This is a genomic window from Rhizobium indigoferae, assembly GCF_034554815.1.
Lineage (GTDB): Bacteria > Pseudomonadota > Alphaproteobacteria > Rhizobiales > Rhizobiaceae > Rhizobium > Rhizobium leguminosarum.
Genome location: NZ_CP140635.1, coordinates 3,265,085 through 3,290,233, shown reverse-complemented (window position 1 = coordinate 3,290,233; position 25,149 = coordinate 3,265,085). Strand labels below are relative to the sequence as shown.

16 protein-coding genes, 1 tRNA gene and 4 pseudogenes are annotated in these 25,149 nt (G+C 59.3%); 9 read left to right on the top strand and 12 right to left on the bottom strand.

Annotation, left to right across the window (positions count from 1 at the left end; genetic code table 11):
- Window positions 1–2: 2 nt before the first annotated feature.
- From U5G49_RS16475 to U5G49_RS16465, 3 genes are read right to left on the bottom strand one after another with little or no spacing between them, the layout of a single operon-like run.
- A complete protein-coding gene (locus U5G49_RS16475; RefSeq protein WP_193445052.1) occupies window positions 3–3,005 on the bottom strand; it encodes a trifunctional glycosyltransferase/class I SAM-dependent methyltransferase/polysaccharide deacetylase in 3,003 nt (1,000 codons plus the stop codon).
- Entirely contained in the window at window positions 2,999–4,216 is a 1,218-nt protein-coding gene (locus U5G49_RS16470) for a glycosyltransferase family 2 protein (RefSeq protein ID WP_193445053.1), read from the bottom strand. Before U5G49_RS16470 ends, U5G49_RS16475 begins: the two co-directional genes overlap by 7 nt.
- A gap of 31 nt (window positions 4,217–4,247) precedes the next feature.
- Window positions 4,248–5,204, bottom strand: a complete 957-nt coding sequence (locus U5G49_RS16465) for an NAD-dependent epimerase/dehydratase family protein (RefSeq protein WP_018243184.1) — start codon at window positions 5,202–5,204, stop codon at window positions 4,248–4,250.
- Window positions 5,205–6,120: 916 nt separating this feature from the next.
- Between U5G49_RS16465 and U5G49_RS16460 the strand changes: the two genes are divergently transcribed.
- Entirely contained in the window at window positions 6,121–8,388 is a 2,268-nt protein-coding gene (locus tag U5G49_RS16460) for a rhodanese-like domain-containing protein (protein ID WP_193445063.1), read from the top strand.
- A gap of 64 nt (window positions 8,389–8,452) precedes the next feature.
- Here U5G49_RS16460 and U5G49_RS16455 read toward each other — a convergent pair whose 3' ends face one another.
- Window positions 8,453–9,871 carry a DUF882 domain-containing protein gene (locus U5G49_RS16455; protein ID WP_115157176.1) on the bottom strand — a complete coding sequence of 473 codons (1,419 nt, stop codon included), beginning with the start codon at window positions 9,869–9,871 and terminating at the stop codon, window positions 8,453–8,455.
- Window positions 9,872–10,009: 138 nt separating this feature from the next.
- On the opposite strand from U5G49_RS16455, the pseudogene U5G49_RS37330 reads away from it, so the two are divergent.
- From U5G49_RS37330 to U5G49_RS16445, 4 genes and pseudogenes are all read left to right on the top strand, one after another.
- Window positions 10,010–10,244: pseudogene (locus U5G49_RS37330) on the top strand (IS481 family transposase); the annotation flags it as partial.
- A 157-nt stretch (window positions 10,245–10,401) separates the two neighbouring features.
- Window positions 10,402–10,851, top strand: a complete 450-nt coding sequence (locus U5G49_RS16450; RefSeq protein ID WP_047618758.1) for a hypothetical protein — start codon at window positions 10,402–10,404, stop codon at window positions 10,849–10,851.
- Between the two features lie 60 nt (window positions 10,852–10,911).
- Window positions 10,912–11,048, top strand: a pseudogene (locus U5G49_RS37125) (transposase domain-containing protein); the annotation flags it as partial.
- Between the two features lie 1,586 nt (window positions 11,049–12,634).
- Entirely contained in the window at window positions 12,635–13,822 is a 1,188-nt protein-coding gene (locus U5G49_RS16445) for an integrase core domain-containing protein (RefSeq protein WP_432417007.1), read from the top strand.
- A 3-nt stretch (window positions 13,823–13,825) separates the two neighbouring features.
- On the opposite strand, the pseudogene U5G49_RS16440 reads toward U5G49_RS16445, so the two are convergent.
- Window positions 13,826–14,305: pseudogene (locus U5G49_RS16440) on the bottom strand (helix-turn-helix domain-containing protein); the annotation flags it as partial.
- 78 nt (window positions 14,306–14,383) lie between these two features.
- Here U5G49_RS16440 and U5G49_RS16435 point away from each other — a divergent pair.
- Window positions 14,384–15,118 (top strand): annotated as a pseudogene (locus tag U5G49_RS16435) (integrase core domain-containing protein); the annotation flags it as partial.
- 38 nt (window positions 15,119–15,156) lie between these two features.
- On the opposite strand, the gene U5G49_RS16430 reads toward U5G49_RS16435, so the two are convergent.
- The 4 genes from U5G49_RS16430 to xylF all read right to left on the bottom strand — a co-directional run bounded on the left by U5G49_RS16430 (window position 15,157) and on the right by xylF (window position 18,856).
- Window positions 15,157–15,233 (bottom strand) — tRNA-Arg (locus tag U5G49_RS16430).
- Between the two features lie 205 nt (window positions 15,234–15,438).
- The gene (locus tag U5G49_RS16425) at window positions 15,439–16,221 is read right to left on the bottom strand and encodes an ATP-binding cassette domain-containing protein (protein WP_003542059.1); all 783 of its coding nucleotides are present in this window, start codon (window positions 16,219–16,221) and stop codon (window positions 15,439–15,441) included.
- 14 nt (window positions 16,222–16,235) lie between these two features.
- On the bottom strand, window positions 16,236–17,549 hold the full coding sequence (locus U5G49_RS16420; protein WP_047618756.1) for a sugar ABC transporter permease: 1,314 nt from the start codon (window positions 17,547–17,549) through the stop codon (window positions 16,236–16,238).
- 266 nt (window positions 17,550–17,815) lie between these two features.
- Complete coding sequence (gene xylF / locus U5G49_RS16415; protein WP_018073829.1) at window positions 17,816–18,856, bottom strand: D-xylose ABC transporter substrate-binding protein; 1,041 nt, start codon at window positions 18,854–18,856, stop codon at window positions 17,816–17,818.
- A 227-nt stretch (window positions 18,857–19,083) separates the two neighbouring features.
- On the opposite strand from xylF, the gene U5G49_RS16410 reads away from it, so the two are divergent.
- Entirely contained in the window at window positions 19,084–20,325 is a 1,242-nt protein-coding gene (locus tag U5G49_RS16410) for an ROK family transcriptional regulator (RefSeq protein ID WP_193443353.1), read from the top strand.
- A gap of 172 nt (window positions 20,326–20,497) precedes the next feature.
- Here the strand turns inward: U5G49_RS16410 and iolG are convergent, their stop codons facing one another.
- Window positions 20,498–21,490 (bottom strand): inositol 2-dehydrogenase, encoded by a 993-nt coding sequence (iolG, locus tag U5G49_RS16405; RefSeq protein WP_018243177.1) that lies wholly within the window; start codon window positions 21,488–21,490, stop codon window positions 20,498–20,500.
- A 334-nt stretch (window positions 21,491–21,824) separates the two neighbouring features.
- Between iolG and U5G49_RS16400 the strand changes: the two genes are divergently transcribed.
- On the top strand, window positions 21,825–22,106 hold the full coding sequence (locus tag U5G49_RS16400) for a hypothetical protein (protein ID WP_028733331.1): 282 nt from the start codon (window positions 21,825–21,827) through the stop codon (window positions 22,104–22,106).
- Here U5G49_RS16400 and U5G49_RS16395 read toward each other — a convergent pair whose 3' ends face one another.
- Both U5G49_RS16395 and U5G49_RS16390 read right to left on the bottom strand, forming a co-directional pair.
- Window positions 22,107–22,577, bottom strand: a complete 471-nt coding sequence (locus tag U5G49_RS16395; RefSeq protein ID WP_130652888.1) for a hypothetical protein — start codon at window positions 22,575–22,577, stop codon at window positions 22,107–22,109.
- 157 nt (window positions 22,578–22,734) lie between these two features.
- Window positions 22,735–23,739, bottom strand: a complete 1,005-nt coding sequence (locus U5G49_RS16390; protein ID WP_018243174.1) for a LysR family transcriptional regulator — start codon at window positions 23,737–23,739, stop codon at window positions 22,735–22,737.
- A 270-nt stretch (window positions 23,740–24,009) separates the two neighbouring features.
- Between U5G49_RS16390 and chvE the strand changes: the two genes are divergently transcribed.
- Window positions 24,010–25,074, top strand: coding sequence for a multiple monosaccharide ABC transporter substrate-binding protein (gene chvE / locus U5G49_RS16385; protein ID WP_003561803.1), 1,065 nt, complete (start codon window positions 24,010–24,012; stop codon window positions 25,072–25,074).
- The last annotated feature ends 75 nt before the right edge of the window (window positions 25,075–25,149 follow it).

Here is a 25,149-nt window from a genome sequence, read left to right as displayed (position 1 = left end):
TGTCATCCGATATAAGCTCCCGGCAGGCCCATAAGTTCAGGGAACGCTTCAAGAGGACGATCGCCGCGGACTTCGAGGCGTGGCAGACCGAAGAGATTATCGGAAAATGTGGCTTTTGCCGGTCGTGTCGTGAAGCCGATCCCGTAGCCGGCAAGCGCCAGAATGCCCGGGACCCTGAAGTCTGTCCCGCCATAGGGAAGTGCGATCGATTCTGCGGAGCTGCCCAGCCGGCTTTGCAGCGCATTGCGCGATCGCATGGCTTCGTCCAGCAGGGCTTCGTTGTCCATCGCACTGGCTGGTGTGTGGGATGCGAGGTGGGAGCCGAAGCTGATGCCCTTCTGGTGCAACTCCTGAATATGCGACCACGACATCAGCGGTGCAGGCTCTCCATAGGCAGCATCCCAATCTGACCGACCGCCGACTTTATCGGTCACGACGAATACGTCAGCGCTGAAATCATTCTCGGCCAGGATCGGGAAGGCCTCCTCCAGGAAATCCGAGTAGGCATCGTCGAAGGTCAGCATGACGGGCCGGCCCTGGATCGGCTTGCCGCTGCGCAGAAGCCCCGCCAGGGTCTGCGCCGTCACCGTGTAATAACCCTGTCGCCGAAGGAACTGCATCTGCTTGCGGAAGATCTCCGGCGGCGTGCGGAAGCGCTGGAGTGCCGCCGGTCCTTCCTCTGCGATCCTGTGATACATGAGGATGGGAACCGAGGTCGTGACCTCCGTCGTCCATGCCGCCCCACGCTCAGTACCCGCCGGGCCCCAGATGATGTGCTTTGCCACATCCGCGTCCAGCGGAGTTCCATGCCGCTCGACCCGCAGGACAGCATCTGCCACCGGACCTTTCCTAAACCGGTGGATGGCGTAAAGTTCGGTTTCGATCGTCTCTTCCAGGGCCAGATCAGCTTGTGCGGCCAACAGCTGTTTGATCGTCCCGACACCGAAAGGATTGTCCCAATCGAATCCGCTCCGGTTGGGTTCGTCGCGGCGGATATGTGCGTGGGCAGTGATCAGGTAGCCGTTCGGCTTCACCGCTGCGGCCACCTTTTGACAGACCGCCGCAAGCATCTCCTCGTCTTTCATGTAGTAAAGGACTTCGGAGCAGACGAGGAGGTCCTGTTCGGGCGGAACATCGCTCTTGACAAAGTCAAGCACGCGAAGCTCGACGTTGCGATGGTCGCGGCAGCGCTCGACAGCCCGGTCGATTGCCCGCTGGGAAATATCCGTGGCCGTCAGCTGGCCGACCTTTTGCGCCAGCTTCTCGGTAAAGATCCCCTCGGCGCAGGCGAGCTCGAGGGCCTTCTCGATCCCTTCCGGGATCAGGCTCAACGTCTGCGCATATTTAACCTGCTCGTAGACGGAGACGTAATTCCATGGATCCGGGCGTTCAAAGATATGCTCCCAGTATTCTTCTTCCGACTGAACCGGGGCAGCCCCCTTTTTTTCGTCGGGCCGCAGCCGAGTGGGATTTCGGAACCGTGGAGCCAGACCGCGTTGAAGATTTTGCTGGATGTCGGACAGTCGGGCGTCGTTGTCTTCTCTGTCGCTTGGCGCGCAGGCAAGAAGAGCGTTGCGCCCGATACGCACCAAAATTCGGTCGAGACGTCCTCGCCGCTGGCCGTTCCGGATGATCAGCCCGCCGAAGGCTCTGTAGCCGCGCAATGCCTCCCTTGTCCACGAACTCATATAGACGAGGGTGGGCGGCGTCTGCAGATGTTCTTCTGCCTGCATCTCATGCATGATCAGCCTGATCTGTGCCCGGATCGAAAGATCGCCCCAGAATGGCCCGACAAAGGAGCCGACATGTTGTCCGCCGGACAAGGCGTGCATGATGAGCGTGTCGGCTGGCTCGGCCTTGGGGATCCGCGAAAGCGTTTCGAGCGCGGCACTGACCACCTGGACATTGCCAAGCGTGAATGACCGCAAAGGGTTTGCGGCGGATATGTGCCAAGAGGCGGCCTCAATGATCTTGCGCCCAGTGCCGGGTAAGGAATGTTCCTGAATCAGCTGGATGAGCAAAAGGAACGTCGGCCGCCATTTGTCGAGCACATCAATGAGATCGTCAGCCCGATCCGTAGAGAGCCCGGTCTGCAGGCCATGCAGGATTACACCGGCAAGAAAGTTTTCGTAGCCCGCGGCGTCCGGCATCTCAGGCAGAAGCGCTGCAAGGGCTGCAACATCCAAAGTCGGGTCGAGCTTGGCCGCGACGACCCAGGCTAGCATGCGCAGTTGGCTGACCGGGGGTGTGATCCAGCCTGTCTCCGGCCCCTCGGCCGACAAGCCTTGCTGCGTCTGCAGCGCTTGCGCCTTCGATGTCACGCGAATGGCGTCACGCACCATTTTGGTCGGATCGCCGGAGAGCGAGTCCGCCTTCATGCGATAGAAAGCGAGGCATTGGTCGACGCGACGAAATTCGGCGCCGGAAAAGGCCATGCGAAGCCAGAGATCCCAATCCTCGCAGGTCTGCAAGGTCTCATCCATGCCTCCAACCAGCTCAAAAAGGCTTCTGGGAAAGACAACCGTATGGATGGCGAGTGCACAAAAAGAGGAGAACTCACGCTTGGCGACGTCTCCCGTCAAGATGGGAGGTTGTTCTACCTGCATAAGCCTGCCGTCCGGGGCGACGCGGCGGAAGGCGCAATAGGCGATAACTGCTGGAGATGAATTCTCCGCCACTGGCTGCATGTTTTCGATGAAGGTCGGATCCAGCCAGTCGTCGGCATCCAGCATGCAGAGCAGGGGCGCGGCTGCCAGTCTTGCGGCATGGTTTCGCGCGGCGGCCGCACCCGCATTCGGCTGACGGGCGGGGAGAATGCGGCTGTCCGTGTTTGCGATGCTCTCGAGAACCTCCCAGGTGCGGTCGGTCGAACCGTCATCGACCACGACGGCCTGCCAGTTCGATCGCGACTGCTGCTGCAGGCTGGCAAGACATTCGGCAAGCGTATCGGCTGCGTTATAGGCGGGGATGAGGAATGAAATGTCAGGCGTTGCGGCGATCACCATGCGGGCCTCTTCCATCGCCGCAGAACGTAGAGAGCGCCATTTACGCTTCCGAGCATCTCCTGCTTCAGGAAGACGTCGTGCGACGTCGTGCCTTTGCGAAGCCGTCTTCGGAGCCTTCCGGCGTAATATTTCGGAAACGAGAGCAGGATGCGCCGCAGATTGGCGTTATTTCCGGTGTTCTGATACTGGACCAGCAGGGCCGCGACGTGGCCACTCATATATTGGTAGATCTGTTTGGCGAGCCCCTTCATATCCTTGCGATGAAAGTGCCAGGCGACCGCCGTCGGCTCGTAGCGGCAGACATGACCATGATGGAGGAGCCGGTTCCAATATTCGGAATCGCCTGAGCATCCGGCAGCGCCCATGTCCAGGCGGACATCGAACAGGCCGATCTCGTCGAAGACCTTGCGGCGGATGGCCTGACTTGCGCCGGCTCCTATCGTCCAGACCGGGGCGCCGTAACGTGTATCCCTGGTATAGAAGTCCTGGTTGAAATCCTGCCGCAGATAGCCCCGGCCGAAACCCCAATGCTTTTCGAAGATAAACTGCGCCGGCGTTGCGAGTTCTCCGGGAAGGACCAACCCGGTGACGCAGGCGATCTCCGGCAGATCGAACCCCTTCATCAGGTTCTCCAGCCACCGCTCATGGAGGACGACGTCATCGTCCGTAAAAGCGACGAATTCGGTTCTCGCCGCACGAACCGCCGCATTGCGCGCATAATCCAGCCCGACCCGATCTTCACGGACATAGGTTGCGCCCGATTCCTCTACCACGCGACGCGTTGCCTCGCCTGCAGAGGCATTATCCACCACGATGATCTCGACGGGGCTGAGCGACTGTTTGGGGATCGAGGCCAGGCAACGGCGTAGTTCCTCTGGCCGGTCCTTCGTGCAAATCAGAATGCTGACGTCACGGTTGCCCACAGGGGTTTGCGCGACTTGACGCGCATGCTCGAGCGTCTCGGGCCGCACGACACGCTCAGCGAGTGCCGCCGCCGTCTCGGGCCTTTCGATATAGGCTTGTCCTACGGGAAGACCATCCGACAGAAAGACCACGAGCCCATCGGAGACCGGGGGCGCAACGGCGAGGTGAGAGGTGGCGAGATCAAGATAGTGAATCGGTATGGGAAAACTTATATCCTTCAGATCGGACGGAATTGGTTCTCGCATCATTACTCTCTCAATCGCACCGTGAACATACGCCAACTGCATCCAGGACGCGAGCCTCGAAAGTCATCGTGGTTTATTCGGCCGCGTGCGCCTTCATTTGTTCCCTGAACCAATTGAGCGTCATCGCCACGCCCTGTTCGTAGGTGATTTTGCACGACCACTCGGGCATGACATAGTGCGCGTTGGTCAGGTCCGGCCGTCTGTTCGTGGGGTCCTGCGGCGGTGACGGCTCGAAGACGATCGGCACGCCACCAACGAGTTTGGAGACATATTGGGCGACCTCGAGAACCGAAATCTCGCGATCATTGCCGACGTTCAGAGGCCCCTTATAGTCGGTTTCATTTATCCAGAAATATCGCGCGAAACCATCGACAACGTCATCGACATAACCCCAGCTGCGTGACTGAAGGCCGTCGCCGAACACGGTAATCGGGCGACCCGAAAGCGCCTGAGTGATGAAGTTGGAGACCGCGCGACCATCGTCGGAACGTGTCCGCGGACCGTAGATGTTGAAGGGGCGAACGATCTTGACGTCGAGCCCTTGGGTACGCTGCATCTCGAACAGCAGCGACTCCGTGCACCTTTTGCTCTCGTCGTAGGATGAGCGCGGTCCGGTGCAGTCGACCTGACCCTTGTAGGATTCCGGCTGCGGCGACACCAGAGGATCGCCATACACTTCGGAAGAAGAGGTGAAACCGAAACGTCCGCCCTTCTTCAGCAAGTCGAGCAACCGGAATGCGCCGAGAAGATTGGCCGAGATCGTTCTCTTCGGCTCCTTCATGTACCATGGCGGCGATGCGGGGGATGCAAGGTGATAGATTTCGTCGAATTTATCCGAGGTCTGCAGTGTCTCGACGTCGGATTTCACGAAGTGGAAACGGGGGTCCCGGATGTGGGCGATATTTTCGAAAAGCCCGGTCCAGAGGTTGTCAACAACGACCAGCTTCTGAATGTCCGTCCTCAGCAAAAGTCGATCACACATGTGGGATCCGATGAAGCCAGCCCCGCCAGAAATCAATACGCTCTTCATTGCTTCGTGCCTCGTGACTTGAGATTAAGCTGCTTGTCTATTAGCATCGCCTGTAATGCATGACAATTACTTAGAAAAGTTCTAAGAAATACTCGCGTATTAATGTTAATCGTTAAATCTACCTACTTTAAGGCGACGTGTGTCGCTGCCGATGCTGCGCTCGATAACGGTCGGCCGCGCCGGGCCGGATGTTACAGGTGATCGTTGCCCGCCCAATCTCGACCATCCGTGCCATGAGACGGCCGCCACCATCAACGGTTCGATCGAAGGAATCGGCATGGTATCGAGAACCTCTCCAACGAGTTCCGGATCCAGGGAGATGAGGTTGCCTGTGGAAACGGGCATCCGAATGTGTGTTATATTTTCGAAAGATCCGGTGCAAAGATTGTCAACAACAACCAGTTTGTGGGTCTCATTTTCTAAGTAGAAGTCGTCACATAAATGCGATCCAATGAAGTCAACGCAGTTTCTCACATCGTCTCGCTTCGTTACTTGAGAATATATTATTGTTATTACAGTGATCGAAGGTTTTGTATGGGCACGAAGTCCGGGGTGGATCGGACTTTGGTCTGAGTTTGCGGGCGCGGAAACGGGGGCATCGTAGTTCGACATCCAAATGACGGCGCCCGCGCGCCTTTTCAGGCGGGCAAAGGATACCGCAACATTTTGCCGGGTTTATGCCTCCGGAAGTGCCTTCGCCTGTTCCAACGGAAATACGAACTCATTGGCGTACACGTCGACATGCTTGTCGCGCAGGCGGTGATATGACCAGCGCGAACGGGATAGCCATATTTCGAAAGAGTTCATTCGTCTGGAGAAGGAAACGGGAGTAGAATAGCGGAGGCCGGAGGAGTGTTCCCGTCGACCGAAGGATCCGCTAAGCGTGGCTTTCGTCACCTCGCTGGAGAGGATGACCATGGGAGACGATCATGCCGAGCGGCGGCTGGTTGCAATTCTCGCCGTCGATATCGTTGGTTATTCAAGACTTATCGAGGATGACGAGGCCGGTACGCTGGCCGCGATGAGGGCATTGCGCTCCGAAGTCTTCGACCCACTGCTCGCGGAATATCACGGACGCACAGTGAAGCTCATGGGCGATGGCGCGATCGTGGAATTTGGCTCCGTCGTGGATGCTGTCCTATGTGCGGTTGCCCTGCAAAAGCAGGTTGCAGCACGGCAAGTGGATATCCTGCCCCAACAGCGGCTTCTGTTCCGCATGGGCGTCAACCTGGGCGACGTCGTCGTGGAGGGCGATGATTTGCTGGGCGATGGGGTCAACGTCGCTGCTCGCCTGGAGCAGATATGTGAGTCCGGAGGGCTTTTTGTATCCGGCACTGCTTTCGATCATTTGCAAGGCAAGCTCGAACTGCCGCTTGAATTTATTGGCGAGCAGCATGTCAAAAACATCGCGCGCCCCGTACGCACCTATCGCGTGCTGTTCGATGGAAACGCTCCTCGTTGGCAGTTCAAAATCCAGCGTCTTCGCAGTTGGGGACCGCTCGCGGCGGTGGCTCTGGTTCTGGTGGCTGCCTTCGTCGCAATATGGCTGGGTCCATGGACGACCAGCGCGGAAACGGCATCGATCGCTCGCATGGCACTCCCGCTGCCTGACAAGCCGTCTATTGCCGTCCTGCCGTTCGACAACATCAGTTCCGATCCGGAACAGGCCTATTTCGCCGACGGCATGACGGAAGATCTGATCACAGACCTTTCGAAGCTGTCCAGCATCTTTGTTATCGCTCGAAACTCCACCTTCGCCTACAAGGGCAAGCCCATCAAAGTTCAGCAGGTGGCCGGGGAACTCGGGGTCCGTTATATCCTGGAAGGTAGCGTGCGCCGCCAGGGCGACCAGGTCCGCATCAACGCACAGCTCATAGACGCGCTCGGCGGCCATCATCTATGGGCTGACCGCTATGACGGCGCGATGAACGAGATTTTTACGCTTCAGGATGCGGAGCGATCTCAGTCCGAGCAGGCGGAGACGAATAGCCCGCAGGCTTACGACGCTTTGCTGCAAGGCTGGGATCACCTGCGCCACGACAGTGAGAATGAAACCCTCAAGGCAATTCCCTTTTTCGAAAGGGCGATCGAGCTCGACCCCGATTACAGCCGCGCTCATGCGGCGCTCGCTTCGGCGAATTGGAGGATTGCCGTTTCCAATTGCGAGGCCGCCAACCTTGGCTTCGAGAGGGCGATGGAACGTGTGGATCGGCACCTGGCTCTTGCGATTCGAAAGCCCAATTCGCTTGCCTATGCGATCTCCGCTGAAGTGCTGGCAAGGCAGGGCCGGTATGCTGACGCCTTTGCCAAAATCAGTCGTGCCATGGAACTCGATTCCAATGATCCCGAAAATCACCTCAGCAAAGCACGCATTTTGAACGCAACGGGCCAGGCTCCGGAAGCCGAACGCGAAGTGCAACGAGCTATGCGTGTCGACCCGCAATATCCGCCGAGCTATCTCAGGGTTCTTGCGATTTCACAATTCCACCAGGAGAAATATGAGGCGGCGGTGAAGAACCTCGAACTGCTGGTGATCAGGCAATCAGACGTCAGTGAAGACTACGCCACGCTGGTGTCGAGCTTCGGCCACCTCGGGCGGACGGACGGCGTTCAGGATAACACCGAAAAATACAACGCGCTCGCGGTTCCCGCCGGCTACTCCCCGCTGACGGTGCAGGAACTGGGATGGTACTGGTACGGCGACATTTTCAACTACGATTCGACCTATCGCGAGCGCCTGAAGGAGGGCTTGCGCAAAGCCGGCGTGCCGGAGGGAGCGGGCACAGATATTTCCTATGACGAATACGCTCGCCTGATCGGCAAAAGCAACGGGGAATATAATATCAAGGGAGCCACTGAAATAGACGCCCCGACGGCCAAGCGGCTGCACGACCGCGGCGTCAAGCTCGTCGATGTGCGCACCGCTCTGAGCTTTGGTCGCGGGCATGCGCCGGGAGCCATCAACCTATCGGTCGTGGAGGTTTTGGCAAAGGACACTCTGTCGAAGGCCGTGAGCAGGGAGGAGGAAGTGATCTTCTCATGCCATGGCAAATATTGCGGCGATTCCGCCTACGCATCGGCCAAAGCTTTGGTATGGGGGTTTAAGAATGTCTACCACTTTGCCGGTGGCTTTCCCGCGTGGGAGGATGCTCACTACCCCATAGAGACCGCTCCGGGACAATAAGCGGATACCGCGCCGAAGTCGCATGTCGTAAGAGGTGCTGCGCATCAAGCTCTGATGATTGAGGTCAGCCCTCCGGAGGCGACGCAAACCGGCTGGCATCGAACAGGTCTGTGGCGGCCACCGGAATGATAGCTTCACCGGATGTCGCGGCGTTGACCTCCCGATGAACCGCGCGGGGGGAAACGCGAGGCGCGCTCAATTCCATCACCTCGCCGGGAGAATGCAGCGCCCATTTTATCAGCGCCGCGTCGGACGTCGATTCTAGGAAATTTGCTTCTTCCCAGGAAGCGGTCATCGGCAGGGAGGCGATCATATCAGCGCCCTGCTTGGAGGCCTGGTGTGCAACACGGAGGGGTTCGAAGCGCGCGTAGCCCGGCAATGCAGGCGCCGGTCTGTCCGGAAGCACATCAATTGGGCCGATCGATGCCGTCTCCAGTTTGTCATCCATATCAGCGTCGTGCTCGAGGGCAGGCGGGCGCATCGCCGGTATCGGAATCGGCAAAGATGAAACATCTGGAGCAGACCGTTTGTCATCCCGCTCGACCGCGCCGGTCTGCAGCGCCAGCGCATTCACTGCCCGGCTTCGGGGCGTGGGCAGAAGCGCCGTCACGAGTTTATTGTCAGCGGTGTCGCCGCTCGGCCTGGTCGACGCTCCTGCGTCTTCGTCTTCTCCCGCGGTGCTGGCGATCTGGATCGAGGGGCCGACGCGCTTCTTGTAGTTCGCAATCGCCTGATTGTATCCCGGCAGTGGCCGGCCATCGGCCGGGAGATGCATCGTCTGCCCGTTCGGGAATAGTCGCGCGAGTTCCTGCCGAGACATGCGGGGCCAGGCCCTGACATTGCCGACGTCGAGATGGACGAAGGGCGATCCCGAGGTCGGATAATATCCGACACCGCCGACCTGCATCTGCATTGCCAATGCGCGCAGCGTCGAAAGCTTCACGCCGGGAACGTAGAAGTCCATCGCCTTGCCCAGCATGTGCTGGCTCTTCTTGGCGACGCCCGTGCTGCGCGAGCGGTTGCGGAGCATGTTGTTGGTGGTGGGCGAACGATAGGCGGAGACGATATGGATGTAGTCCTTGCCGCCGCTGCGCTTGTACACCTCCCAGACCAGGTCGAGCAGCCGGGGATCCATCCGGGTCGGCTCGTTCCTTCGCCAGTCGCGCAGAAACCGATTGATCTGGGCGAGGCCTTTGGGATCGAACTTTCCGTCCCGCTTATAGGTAATCGTGGCCCTCTCGCCCGTATGGGTAAAGAACAGCTTCAGGGCCCGATCTTCCGCCGAGGCAAATGATGCAGAGCCGACAAGGGCCGGCAGCGCAAACAGAGCCGGCAGAATGGTCTGCGCGACCAACCGTTCCGCACGCGACAGTAGCGTGGCAATTCCGCCCAAGGCCCCGGCCGACAATCCTTGCACTGGATACTTCAACACGAACAAACCCGCCCACACCAAACACTCGACGACGGGCGGGAACCTCCGCATCCATCACGCTTAGTAAAGCCAGCTTATGGTCAACAAATTGCTAACGAGCGGATGCGTGAGCTTGGCGAATTGAGGATGCGGGCCCCAACCCGAGGCGAAATCGCGCCCCTGCGCCCATTCATGGGAGCCAAGCACAAATACGCTCCCACGACCGTGACGTACTGGTGATCGATTGCGGCCGCATCTGCATGTACCCCAAGAAGATCAATATCTTCACAGTCATGGCCGGCCAGAGCTCGACATCGAGGAGGTCGATGACGGCGTTTGGCTCGTCAGCTTCATGCGCTATGATCTCCGATATATCGATCTGGAGCAGAGGACTTTGCAAACCATCGAGAACCCGTTCGGCACAAGGTTGTCACCCATGTCTTAGGGACGTTCTGTTACCTATGTCTCCGGTATGGGCAGGCAGATCTCCGGAACGATGCGGCGGACTCGGATGCCCGAATTAAGTCACCGTTGCTCGCCCAGGCGACACCCAGTAATCTCGCCGTCTCACCGACATATCGGCAGTGGCACGCAGCGATTCCATGGCAATTCTCTTCAAAACAACAATCACCGAAAACACGGCATTCGAGATGATCGAACGGTCACTGTCAGGCGCCTACCGATATGACGGTTACCTCAATGTCGTTAGCGATGCGGGCGAGACGGCATTGTCTTGGGGTCCGGCAATGCATGCCGAAGAGTTCAAGGCAGAGGTCAGTCAAATCCTACGGCAGACTTGGGATGCTGCCCGCTTCTGGGTCATCTATGAGCGCCGCGAAGACCGGAGGGATCCAGAAGGGACCGACATCCGCAACGCGGCTTTCCGCCTGACGCGCGGATACAGTGGCGTTATCGTTGTCACGCTCAGTCTCCTTGGGAAGCGCGACAGCGCCAATGACCTGGAACTCGTCTTCGTCTGCTTCGAGCAGGATTTTCACAGGAGGAATTTTCGCGTGCGCTACGAGGGTAAGCCGTTACCAAACCAGGGTTGATCTTGCTCGAAGACGTGTTGCTCACGCGCGCGACCGTTCTACGTTCGATTTGAAGGCGAGGGGCAGGAGAACAGGGCGACCATTGCTTCGCTCATCGAGCCGTCGATCCGCAGACCTATCTGACCGCCACGCTCACTGCCATCGTCAATAGTCACAAGCAGAGCCGTATCGATGAGCAATTGCTGTGGAAGGAATCACAGACTTCGACTTTGACGACCGCCCGCTTAAGATGCGATGGAACTGGCAACACCATCGCACGCAAGATGCCCCGACAGATTACCTATACCCTATGATCAATTGGAAGGTTGGCCGCCCGCAAACCGTCGGTGCCGAGGGTTAAGGGGGGATTCCCGAAAACGAGTTTGAAAAGGGTGCTCCGGATCAGGGGCAGACACCCTTTTCGTGCTGAGTTTTGCAGTCTCAGCGGAACGGAAATTAGCAGAGAGATTGCTGTCTACCATCGGACCGAAGTCCGACTCACTCGCGATAATTCGTCGATGTCAGCGCCGAGGCGACACCATCAATGTGATTATTCGGGTGGGAGAAGTCGACGGTCGCACGTGCCGGAATCGGTCGGAACTTCGTAATGCTCGTCGCAGAGCTAGATACCGCGATTCGCCTGGAGGAGGCGCCTGCGGAGCTTATCCGCAGGCGGAGTCGCTAGATAGGTCTGCCGTCCACAACGCCGCTCGTCGAGGTAAACGCAACGGCGCTGCCTTAGTGCAGAGGGCCACCCATACCACTGCCGGCTGGACTGCCGGCTGGACCTCCCATACCGTTGCCGGCTGGGCCCATACCGCTCGGCGGGCTTGAGTGGGTCGCCGAGTTAGGTTGGCTCGGCGCGTTTTCAGCACTGCTTGACGAGCCGCCTTTGTTCGAAAGAAACTTGTCGTTCGGTCTAAATGTTTGGGCGTTCCGTGTGTCACTCTGGCATCCCTGAAGGATGCTCGCGGCGCTTAGAAGAGCCGCCGAAATTACAAAAAAATATCGAGTCTGTCTTACTTGGATTGGCATGCGAGTATTGTCCCCGGCAAAATCGCGCGACCTTTGAGTCAACGCGGCAGAAAAAATCTACAACCACTTGTTGCTATTGCTCGCTACCAAATGGAATCCGGGAAGTCTAGGGCGAGTTCAGGCATAACTTGGTTGGACGTCCAAGCAATAAGGCCGGGACGTATCCCAGTTGCCTCGCAAATCACACCCGCGATCCTATACACGAATGGTTCTGTTTTCAAAGCCGCCACTGTTCAATAATCATTCTTAGTCAATTGCTTTTGGAGGTGTTGCTGTTGAACTGCGGTCGTGACAAAGCGCGCCTCGCAAGCCTTCCATGCCGCTGCTGCACGAAGGTGCGCTGCAAGTCTGGCGAGACCGCAGACACAAAAAAGGCCCCACTATGGAGCGGGGCTAAGGTTGAGGTGGGTCGCATGTAGCGAAGTGTAACGAATCTCCGCACGACCCGAAGGTTTTACGATCAACGGAGCATATTGTTCCCGTGCCGACAGATTTTTTTGAGTTCGTTTCCCTGTTTCGGGCTCCACGTCGTAGCGAAGCCTTACTTTCAGTTGAAGAGCGTTATCGACTTGCCGGCGACCGTGCAATTCCAGTAGTTTTTCAGGACGCGTCGACTCGCAAATCTGCGAGTGATCCATCGGCGACCGTCGAGCGAATGGCAGTCAGGTTTGGAAACATACGATAAACGTTTGTGTCCTTCCCGAGAGAGGGGTGACAGTTCATACCGGAGACATGGGTTACACTTTTTGCCTTTGCGAGGAGAGCGAAGGTGCCTTGGCAGGAGTGCAACCGCATGGACGAGCGTCTCAAATTCGTTGCGCGGGTTCTGGATGGCGAGAAGATAGCGGCGCTGTGCCGCGAATTCGGCATCTCCCGCAAGACCGGTCACAAGATCATCAGCCGCTATAACGACAGCGGTCTGGAAGGACTGACAGATCGATCGCGACGGCCTTACCGGCACGCCAATCAGCTTCCTTTCCAAATCGAGAAGCTGATTGTGCGGACCAAACAGGACAAGCCCAACTGGGGCGCACCAAAGATCAGGGAGCGGCTGGCGCGGCTATATCCGGATGTTCACACGCCGGCGATCTCAACCGTGCATGCCGTCCTCGACCGCAACGGCCTGGTCAAGCACGGTAGGCGGCGACGCAACAGGGCTGAAGGAACAGCCCTCTCCAATCCAGGGCTGCCCAACGACCTGTGGTGCGCCGATTACAAAGGCGAGTTCATGCTTGCCGATAAGCGCTATTGCTACCCATTGACGATCACCGACTTCGCCAGCCGCTATCTTTTGGCCTGCGAAGCGTTGCACACGACCAAGGAGGTCTACGCCTTCACCGTTTTCGAACGCGTCTTCAAGGAGTTCGGCCTGCCCAAGGCGATCAGAACCGACAACGGAGTGCCTTTCGCCAGCCCCAACGGACTGTTCAATCTGTCGCGGCTCGCCGTCTGGTGGCTCAGGCTCGGTATCGACATCGAGCGCATCAAGCCGGGCAACCCGCAGCAGAACGGCCGCCATGAGCGCATGCATCTGACACTGAAACTTGAGACAACCAAGCCGGCCGGAGACAATTTCCTGCAGCAGCAAGCCCGCTTCGACGACTTCGTCGAGGAGTTCAACACCGAGCGGCCCCACCAGGCGCTCAACATGGCCTGCCCGGCAGAATGCTACGACGCTTCACCGCGCGCCTACCGCGGCCTACCCGATCTCGACTACCCGCTCCACGACCAGACAGTCACCGTCACAACATGCGGACGCATCTGCTACAAGCGGAAGAAGATCAATCTCAGTCTGGTCTTCGCCGGTCAGGCCGTCGGCATCAAGCAGGTCGAAGACCATATCTGGCTTACAAGCTTTATGGATTACGATCTGGGATACTTCGATGATGAGACATGCAGGCTTGAACCTTTGCCGAACCCTTTCGGTCCAAAAGTGTTACCTATGTCTCAGGAATAAACCGTAACCTATGTGTCCAGAACGGACCTCGCCTTTGTAATCGGCGCACCACAGGTCGTTGGGCAGCCCTGGATTGGAGAGGGCTGTTCCTTCAGCCCTGTTGCGTCGCCGCCTACCGTGCTTGACCAGGCCGTTGCGGTCGAGGACGGCATGCACGGTTGAGATCGCCGGCGTGTGAACATCCGGATATAGCCGCGCCAGCCGCTCCCTGATCTTTGGTGCGCCCCAGTTGGGCTTGTCCTGTTTGGTCCGCACAATCAGCTTCTCGATTTGGAAAGGAAGCTGATTGGCGTGCCGGTAAGGCCGTCGCGATCGATCTGTCAGTCCTTCCAGACCGCTGTCGTTATAGCGGCTGATGATCTTGTGACCGGTCTTGCGGGAGATGCCGAATTCGCGGCACAGCGCCGCTATCTTCTCGCCATCCAGAACCCGCGCAACGAATTTGAGACGCTCGTCCATGCGGTTGCACTCCTGCCAAGGCACCTTCGCTCTCCTCGCAAAGGCAAAAAGTGTAACCCATGTCTCCGGTATGAACTGTCACCCCTCTCTCGGGAAGGACACGAGTTCATGCTTGCCGATAAGCGCTATTGCTACCCATTGACGATCACCGACTTCGCCAGCCGCTATCTTTTGGCCTGCGAAGCGTTGCACACGACCAAGGAGGTCTACGCCTTCACCGTTTTCGAACGCGTCTTCAAGGAGTTCGGCCTGCCCAAGGCGATCAGAACCGACAACGGAGTGCCTTTCGCCAGCCCCAACGGACTGTTCAATCTGTCGCGGCTCGCCGTCTGGTGGCTCAGGCTCGGTATCGACATCGAGCGCATCAAGCCGGGCAACCCGCAGCAGAACGGCCGCCATGAGCGCATGCATCTGACACTGAAACTTGAGACAACCAAGCCGGCCGGAGACAATTTCCTGCAGCAGCAAGCCCGCTTCGACGACTTCGTCGAGGAGTTCAACACCGAGCGGCCCCACCAGGCGCTCAACATGGCCTGCCCGGCAGAATGCTACGACGCTTCACCGCGCGCCTACCGCGGCCTACCCGATCTCGACTACCCGCTCCACGACCAGACAGTCACCGTCACAACATGCGGACGCATCTGCTACAAGCGGAAGAAGATCAATCTCAGTCTGGTCTTCGCCGGTCAGGCCGTCGGCATCAAGCAGGTCGAAGACCATATCTGGCTTACAAGCTTTATGGATTACGATCTGGGATACTTCGATGATGAGACATGCAGGCTTGAACCTTTGCCGAACCCTTTCGGTCCAAAAGTGTTACCTATGTCTCAGGAATAAACCGTAACCTATGTGTCCAGAACGGACCCTGAAAAGACTGGCGCACCCGACAGGATTCGAACCTGTGACCTTTGGAATCGGAATCCAACACTCTATCCAGCTGAGCTACGGGTGCATGCCGAAGGCGGTTTGAATCGCCTGTCCGATGGGTGGTTCTTAGCCTAGCTTGCGGCTGGCTTCAATCGCGAAATTCTCGGAAATACCGATGCTTGCGATTTGGCGGACGTTTTTTATCCGTCAGTCCGGTGAATGCATATGAAAACTCCGCCGGCCTTGCGGACGGCGGAGCGTGATTGTTGTCGACTGTCGCCTGGCGGCGGTCAGATCTGCATGGCGCCGGGGCCGGGGATGGCCTTTGGCGGCACCTTGCCGAGGATGATCATCCCCAGCACTTCGTCCTTGGTCACATCCTCGGTGCGGGCGTGGCCCACCACCTGGCCGTTCTTCATCACCGAGACGCGGTCGGCGAGGTCGAAGACGTCGTGGATGTCGTGGCTGATGAGGAAGATGCCGATACCTTCCTTCTTCAGTTGCTTGATCAACTCGCCGACCTGCGCCGTCTCCTGGGGGCCGAGTGCTGCCGTCGGCTCGTCCATGATCAGGATGCGGGCGTTGAAGAGGATCGCACGGGCGATCGCCACCGATTGCCGCTGGCCGCCCGAAAGCGCCTTCACCGGCTCCTTGAAGCGCTTGAAGTTGGGGTTGAGGCGCCCCATCACCTCGCGGGCCGAGGCCTCCATTGCGACGTCGTCGAGCGTGCCCCAGCGGGTCTTCAGCTCGCGACCGAGATAGAGGTTGGCGGCGGCGTCGACATTGTCGGCGACGGCGAGCGTCTGGTAGATCGTCTCGATCCCGTATTTCTTGGCATCGCGCGGATTGCGGATGTCGGCAGGCTCGCCATTGATCAGGATCTCGCCGCCATCGCGCTTGTAGGCGCCGGAGAGGATCTTGATGAGCGTCGACTTGCCGGCGCCGTTGTGGCCGAGCAATGCGACCACTTCGCCGGGGTAGAGATCGACCGAGGCATTGTCGACGGCGTGAATGCCGCCGAAGGAGATCGAGATGTTTTTCAGTTCCACGAGGGGAGTGCGTTGATCAGCCATATCTGGGGCTCCTCTCACTTGGCACGGGCGCGGTAGACGGTGTCGAGCCAGACCGCCACGACAAGGACGGTGCCGACGACGACGCTCTGCAGCGGCGTATCGACATGCGCGAGCACCATGCCCGATTGCAGCGACTGCATGACGAGCGCGCCGAGCATGGCGCCGGCGATGGTGCCGGTGCCGCCAGCCAGCGACGTTCCGCCGATGACGGCGGCGGCGATGGTGTAGAGCTCGTCGAGCGTACCCTGCGAGTTCGTCGCGGCATTGAGGCGGGCGGTGGAAATCGCGGCCGCGATAGCGGCCAAAATGCCCATCAGCGCGAAGATGCGTACGGTGACCCAGCGGGTCTTGATACCGGCGAGCTCGGCCGCTTCGGGATTGCCGCCAATTGCGAAAACATAGCGGCCGAAGCGCAGCCTTGTCGCGATGAAGGTCATGATGATGCCGACGACGATCGCGATCAACACCGGCACGGCGATGCCGTAGGGAATGTCCAGGCCGGTTTCGGGCCAGGGAATATTGTTGGTCTCGGCATATTTCTTGGCGATGTTGATCGGCCAGTAATAGCTGTTGGCAATCCAGACCGCGCCGAGGATGAGCACGCAGCTCAGGATGGCGAGGAAATATTCAGCCCACATCGGCCGGCGCGGGAAACCGAAGCGCCGGCGCTGCCGGCGTGAGCCGACGATGCTTGCGATGACGAAGAGGCAGGCGCCGATGCCGACGATCCAGCTCCAGGTGGCGCCGATCGAGCCCTCGGCGCCGCCGCCCATGATGCGGAAGGTCTGGTCCATCGGGGCAACCGTCTGGCCGCTGGTGACGAGCCAGGTGGCACCGCGCCAGACGAGCAGGCCGCCGAGCGTGACGATGAAAGAGGGAACGTTGAGGAAGGCGATGATGATGCCCTGGAAGGCGCCGATCAGGCAACCTGCCGTCAATCCGACCAGCAGCGTGATCGCCCAGGTGAAGGGGCTGTCGAAGCCGATATATTCCGGCAGGATCTTGGCCTGCGTCACGCCCATGATCATGCCGCAGAGGCCGAGCACGGAACCGACCGACAGGTCGATGTTGCGGGTGACGATGATCAGCACCATGCCCGTCGTCATGACGGCGATGTCGGTCGTCTGGACCGAGAGGTTCCAGAGATTGCGCGGGGTCAGGAAGAGACCGCCGGTGATGATGTGGAAACCGATCCAGATGATGATCAGCGCGCCGATCATGCCGAGCAGACGCGTGTCGATCTCGGTGGCGCGGAAGAAGCGGGTCACCGGACTGGCTTCCGCCGCTCGCGGTCCGCTTGATGTTGTGGATTTTACCATTTCGGCCATGGGTTTGCCGTTCCCCCACTTTGTTTGGACGGACGCGCCGGCGTGCTAGAGGCTGCCATCAGCGTCATGCGTCTGTTCTTCAACTCACCACCGCGATGCTTCCGGAAACCGGTCGCGTGGCGTCGCGACACCGTTCCGGCAGGGAATGAAAACTCGCGATGGTGCGGCGAGGCGGAGAAAACTTCGTCGTTGGAATTCTCATCCGCATCCGGCGCCGCAACGGTGTTCCGCTGCGGCGCCGGAAATTTCAGTTTACAGCCCGTGGCTTACTTGCAGGCAGCGACGCTGTCTGCCTTGACGCCCTGGCACGCTTCAGCCTTGGAGATCCAGCCGGCGTCGATGACGACGTTCAGGTTTTCCTTGGTGATCGCAAGCGGCTTCAGGAAGACGGACTGCATTTCGACGCCCTTGGGGCCGCCCTTGAAAGCCTGGGCGCCGTCGATCTTGCTCATGTCCTTGCCGCCGGCGAGGTCGAGAGCGATTTCAGCGGCGCGCTTGCCGAGTTCGCGGCTGTCTTTCCAGACGGAAACCGTCTGCGTGCCGAGAGCGATGCGGTTGAGTGCTGCCTTGTCGCCGTCCTGGCCGGAAACCGGAACGGAACCGGCGAGGCCCTGTGCGTCGAGAGCAGCGATCGCGCCGCCGGCGGTGCCGTCATTCGATGCGACGACGGCGTCAACCTTGTTGTTGTTGGCGGTCAGGAACTGCTCCATGTTGCGCTGAGCGTTCTCCGGCAGCCAGCCGTCCGTATAGGCCTCGCCGACATTCTTGATCTTGCCGGCGTCGATGGCGGCCTTCAGCACTTCCTGCTGGCCCGAGAACAGGAAGTCGGCATTCGGATCGGAAGACGAGCCCTTGATGAAGACGTAATTGCCTTCCGGCTTGGCCTTGAAAACGCCCTCAGCCTGCAGGCGGCCGACTTCCTTGTTGTCGAAGGTAATGTAGAAGGCAGCCGGGTTTTCGATCAGGCGGTCATAGCCGACGACCGGGATGCCTTCAGCGGCGGCCTTTTCGATCGCCGGGCCGATTGCGTCGGAGTCCTGGGCGAGAATGATCAGCGCGTTGGCGCCCTGCGAGATCAGCGATTCGACGTCGGTAAGCTGCTTTGCGGCAGAAGACTGCGCGTCAGCGGAAATATACTTGGCGCCCTTGGCTTCGAGAGCCTTCTTGATGGCGGCTTCGTCCGTCTTCCAGCGTTCTTCCTGGAAATTCGACCAGGAAACACCGACGACGAGATCGGCAGCCATGGCAGCGGTATGCACGGAAACGAGGATGGCCGCACCGGCCATCAATTTCAAAATCGACTTCATAATGTCCTCCCGAGTGGATTGCGACCGGCCCAGCCCATGCTTCCTCCGGCCACCGCGAAAAGCTGTCGAGAAAGGTTCGGATTTTTTTCTCGACAGTCGAGAAATTTAGTGTCAGAGATTTTTTCAACTGTCAACACTGCACTGCCGGCTTAATTTCCTTGCGAAACATCGGCTGGAGATGCAGTGGAAACCAAGGGTGGAGCAAGCAGGGAGAGAGGGCGGCGTTCATGCTGACCAAGTCGAGCACGGAGCTGGTCCGGCAGAGAAACAGCGTGCTCGTGCTGTCCGTGCTGCGTCGCCACGGTGCGCTCGCGCATACCGAAATATCCGATTTCACCGGGCTGTCGTCGGCCACCATCTCGGCCATCACCACTGAGCTGGAAAAAGCCCAGATCATCGAAAAATCTGAACATCAGCCGGCAAGCGGCCGCGGCCGGCCGCGCGTGCTGCTGCGGCAGCGACGCGATTGCGGCTATCTCATCGTCGTCATCATCTCCTCGGATGCGGTGCAATATTCGCTGGTCGATTATGCCGGCAAGCTGATCGACCGCTTCAGCGAGGAACGTTCGCATGATCCTGCGGGTGCTGGCCGCTTCGTCGCGGCAGTGCGGGCCGGGCTTTTGCGCATTCTCGATCGCTCGAAGATCAGCCAAGAAAAGGTGCTGCTGATCTCGATCAGCAGCAAGGGGCTGGTCAATTCCACCGAGCCGGTTCTCGTCTGGTCGCCGATTTTCGGCAGTGACCAGATCGATTTCGAATCGGCGCTGCGGCCGGAATGGCAGGCCAAGGTGATCCTCGACAACGAGACGCTATTGGTCGCGGCAGCGCTCGGCGCGCGTGAAGAGATGGTGAAAGGCGCCGATTTCCGTTCGCTCGCCGCCCTTTCGCTCGGCCATAGCGTCGGGCTCGGCATCGTCAGGCGCGGAAACCAGACGGGCCAGGAGATATCGGCGCCGAATTTCGGGCACATGCTGCACATGGCCAATGGTGGGCTCTGCCGCTGCGGCACCCGCGGCTGCATCGAGGCCTATGCCGGTTTCTACGCGATCCTGCGCAGCGCCTTCGAGGTGCCGCTCGATACGATTCCGGCAAAGTTCGTGCCGGTGGCGGAACTGGACAAGATCGCCGCCAAGGCGCGCCAGGGGCACCGCGTCCCCGCCTTCGCCTTTCGCCAGGCAGGGCTGGCGCTCGGCAACGGGCTGTCGCGCATGCTGAGCCTGACGGAGCGCATGCCGATCGCCATCACCGGGCCGGGCACGCGGTATTACGACCTTCTTCGGCAAGGGATCGAAGAGGGTCTGGGGCAGTCGCATATCGTGCGCATGGAAGGCATGCCCGAGATCAGGGTGGTGGCCGATGAGCAGATCCTGGTCTTCGAAGGACATCTGAACCGGGCGCTGTCGGTGATCGACGAGGATATCGTGCTTTCGGGCGTGCAGGGATCGGCGACCACTCAAGAGACGGATTGAGGGTTTCTTTCAACCGGCGTCTGGGGATCGCAGCAGCAACGGGCTGGTCTGTAGTATGCGACTTTGAGGGGGCGCGACACAGCACGTTGTCTGATTGAATGCCTGCCAAACGCGAAATGGCCGGGCTGGTGCCCGGCCATCTCATGCATGGCTTCCGGTCGGGAGAGGGCCGTCAGCCGATCTTGATAAGCTTGCCTTCCTTAACGGACTGGACCGCGGCATCGGCGAGCGCGAGCGCTGCGAGACCATCGGCGCCTGATGGAGAGATCTTGGAGCCCTTCTCGATCGCGGCGATGAAGGCTGCGATCTCGTTGGCATAAGCTTCGGTATAACGGGTCATGAAGAAATCATGCAGCGGCGGGCGGGTGTAGCCTTCGCCGTTTGCGACTTCGATGGAGACCGGGCGCTGGTTTTCGGCCGAGACGAGGCCCTTGGAGCCGTGTGCTTCGATGCGCTGGTCGTAGCCATAGGTGGCGCGGCGGGAGTTGGAGATGATGGCCTGCTTGCCGGATTTCGTCTGCAGGATCACCGAAACGCTGTCATAGTCACCAGCTTCGCCGATCGCCTTGTCGACGAGCACGGCGGCGGTTGCGAAAACCGATACCGGTTCTTCGCCGAGCAGGAAGCGGGCCATGTCGAAGTCATGGATCGTCATGTCGCGGAAGATGCCGCCGGAACGCTTGATGTAATCGACCGGTGGGGCGCCGGGGTCACGCGAGGTGATCGTCACCATCTCGACATCGCCGATCTTGCCTTCGTCGATGACCTTGCGCACCGCCATGAAATGCGGGTCGAAGCGGCGGTTGAAGCCGACCATCAGCTTGGCGCCGGTCTCTTCCACAACCTTGATGCAGGCCTTGACGCGGGCGACGTCGAGATCGATCGGCTTTTCGCAGAAGATCGCCTTGCCGGCGCGGGCGAAGCGCTCGATCAGATCGGCATGGGTATCCGTCGGCGTGCAGATGACGACGGCGTCGATATCCTTGGCTGCCTCGATCGCCTCGATGGTGCGGACTTCGCAGCCATAGGCGGAGGCGATCGCTTCGGCGGCCTGCGGAAAGGCGTCGGCGACCGCGACGAGCGTCGCATTGGCGTCGCCGCTGACGGCCTTTGCATGGACCTTGCCGATGCGGCCGGCGCCGAGAAGACCAAATCTCACTGTCATTCTAACCTCCCTTGAATTCGGAACAAATAAACCGAATTGCCAATATTCTGGAATTTTCATTCCATCTTCTGTGGACCGCGTCAAGCCCGCGGATCTTTCACATTTGCAAGATTCGAACCAGAGCCTTTCATGGTCGGCCAGAGCCTTTGATGGTCGGATTGACGTATTCTGCCGGAGCAGATTTTGGTCAGGGCAGAGCCGATCGCCTGTGATCCCGGCGGAGAGATGCCCGGCCTTTCAGCCAAGAGAATGCTTTAATCTGGCCAGGAAAGTCTCTAGAGACAATCGCGGCACGGGCCGAAGGCAGTGCGACAAATGCGACCGCGGGGCAGGAATGAAACTCATCGATCCGAATCATCCGGCATATCGGCGCCTCTGGGTGCGGATTGCCATCGTTGCCGTTTGCTTCGGCTGGGCCGTGGTCGAACTTGTCACCGGCGATCCGTTCTGGGCGGTGCTGGCCGGCGGGGCAGGCGCCTATTCCTTCTATATGCTGTTCTGGACCTTCAATCCGCAGCCTCCGGCCATCGAGCCGCCCGTGCAGCCTGACGCCGAGGACGAGGACGAACCCGCTGTGACCGATGAAAAACCTTCGAAGGACGGGCAGGCGGAATAGTCAGCGGCTCAATCGCCGCAGCGCTTCGTCGATCAGCAGATTGGCCAGCATCATGCGCTTCGTCGCATTGTCACGGAAGGGCAATTCTACGCCATCGGGATGATTGGCGCGGGCGAAGGCGCGGCGCTTCTCGCGGAGCGTCAGTGGCGTATCGGCGGCGGAGATCGCCAGTTCGGCGGCAACCTCCTCCGGTGCCGTGCGGGTGAGATGATCCGGCATGACGGGCCCGGCTGGAGGCGCAGACGCCGGTTTCTCCACGACCCCAGCGGCGGCATCGAGATCCAGATTGTCGAAATAAGCCTGGCCGACGCGCTGCGACGCGACTGAGACGCCCTCCATGACATCGAAGGCAAGCCCGGTGCCGAGGCCGGACACGCGATGGGCGGCCGGCGCTTCGGCGTCTTCGGCCATCTCGTCTTCCGCCTTCAGCCGCTCGAGGACTGATTGAAATACCGACTGCCCGAACAGCATCCGCCTTCCTTGAGAGCATTTCCGTTTTTCTTCGAACCACGGAAATGCTCCATCTCCTTGTTCACGCAATTCCGGACGCAAAACCGCTGCACACTTTTGCTGGATTGCTCCAGGCGCATTAAAGGAGAGCAAGATGGCGCAGGGCTTGCGGCCGTCGTCAGCCGGCCTGCTTGCGGCTCTCCTCGAGGATGATGTCGTAGAGCAGCCTTGCGCTCGGCGGCAGCGCCCGCTCCCTCGCCGTGATCATACTGTAGGGCTTGACGTTGATGTCGAAATCGATCGGCAGCATGCATACGTCGGAGGCATTCGAGCCTTGGCTGGCAAGGAACTGGGCGACGTCGACGGCGACCGGAGCGATCGCATCGGATTCGCAGATGATGGCGCAGGTCAGAAGCAGCGAGGAGGTGTTGACGATATTTTCCGGCAGCGCCACACCCTGCGACAGGAAAACGTCCTCGATCGTGCGGCGCAGCAGCGTGCCCGGCGGCTGGAACACCCAGTCATAATCCCTCACGTCGGAAAGGCTGCTGGTCTTTTGCTTCATGAGCGGATGGCAGCTGCGCACGATCAGGCAAGCCCGCTCGATGCCGATCTCCGTCACTTCGAACAGGCGCGGGTTGAGATCATCGGGAATGCGGCCGATGATGAAGTCATGGCGGGCGGCGAGCAGTTCGCGGGCAAGCACGTTGCTCGTCTCCACCTGGATGTTGATCTCGATGCCGGGATAGGCCTTGCGCACCTTGTTGATCGCCGGCACGACGAGGCTCATGGCCGGCGCCGTCACCGAGCCGATGAAGACCGAGCCGCCCTTGCCGCTTTTCAGTTCGCCGATCTCGCGGCTCGCCTCGCGCAGTTCCAAAAGGATCTTCCGGGCTCTCCGGGCAAGCGCTGCGCCGAAGGTCGTCAGCACCACGCCGCGGGCCACGCGCTCATAGAGCGATGTCTTGGTGATTGATTCCATTTCGGACAACATCCGCGATGCGGCGGGCTGCGAGATGTTCAGGACTTCCGCAGCTGCGGAAATCTGTCCACTATCTTCGATTGCGACGATCATCCGCAGGTGATTCAGCTTAAGTCCTGCACGCAAAAGGCTGTCATCGCCGAAATTATCGCTGTGGATATCGACGTGATCCATCAAAAATGGCTCAGAAATAACCGTCATGGTTGCAGCCTCCTCGCTGCGCTCCATCAAAAGTAATACTTTTTAACGATATACCAAAATTGTTATGCACGTTAGCACTTATTCTATTTGACAGTTATAGGAATCCATACCAGTTTGCCGCCGTGTGCTGGTTGGCACTCAACACGTGTGAGATCGTGGAGGAGACCTACTTCGTTTCTCACCATCTGAAGTAACTATCCAATACGGAACCTGCCACAGTTTCGGGGCGGGCGATTTTTCGTCCGCTGCTTATTAACAAGGGAGAGAGAAATGAAATCCATTATCTCATTGATGGCTGCGGCTGCCTTCGGCGTCGCTTCGTTCGTTGCGCCGGCTCTGGCCGCGGATAAGGGCACTGTCGGTATTGCGATGCCGACCAAGGCTTCGGCCCGCTGGATCGACGACGGCAACAACATCGTCAAGCAGCTCCAGGCTGCCGGTTACGGCACTGACCTGCAGTATGGCGACGACGACATTCCGAACCAGCTTTCGCAGATCGAAAACATGGTCACCAAGGGTGCCAAGGTTCTCGTCATCGCTTCGATCGACGGTACGACGCTTTCTGACGTTCTCCAGAAGGCACACGACGCCGGCATCAAGGTCATCGCTTATGACCGTCTGATCCGCGATTCGGGCAACGTCGACTACTACGCGACGTTCGACAACTTCCAGGTCGGCGTTCTGCAGGCTGGCTCCATCGTTGACGGCCTCGGCCTCAAGGACGGCAAGGGCCCGTTCAACATCGAACTGTTCGGCGGCTCGCCTGACGACAACAACGCCTTCTTCTTCTATGATGGCGCAATGTCCGTTCTGCAGCCCTACATCGACAGCGGCAAGCTCGTCGTGAAGTCCGGCCAGACCGGCATGGACAAGGTCGGCACGCTGCGTTGGGATCCGGCAACGGCCCAGGCCCGCATGGACAACCTGCTCTCGGCCAACTACACCGACGCCAAGGTCGATGCCGTTCTGTCGCCTTACGACGGTCTGTCCATCGGTATCATCTCCTCGCTGAAGGGCGTTGGTTACGGTACTGCGGCTCAGCCGCTGCCGATCGTCACCGGTCAGGACGCTGAAATCCCGTCGGTCAAGTCGATCATCGCTGGCGAACAGCACTCGACGATCTTCAAGGACACCCGCGAACTCGCCAAGGTCACCGTTGCCATGGTCGATGCCGTGATGTCGGGCAAGGAGCCTGAGGTCAACGACACGAAGACCTACGACAACGGCGTCAAGGTCGTCCCGTCCTATCTGCTGAAGCCGGTTGCCGTCGACAAGACCAACTACAAGCAGATCCTCGTCGACAGCGGTTACTACTCTGAAGACAAGCTGAAGTAATGAGAAGGACCGGAGCCCGCGCTTGCGGGTTCCGGTCTTCGATTTTATGATCGCCCAGCCGCTTGACGGCTGCAG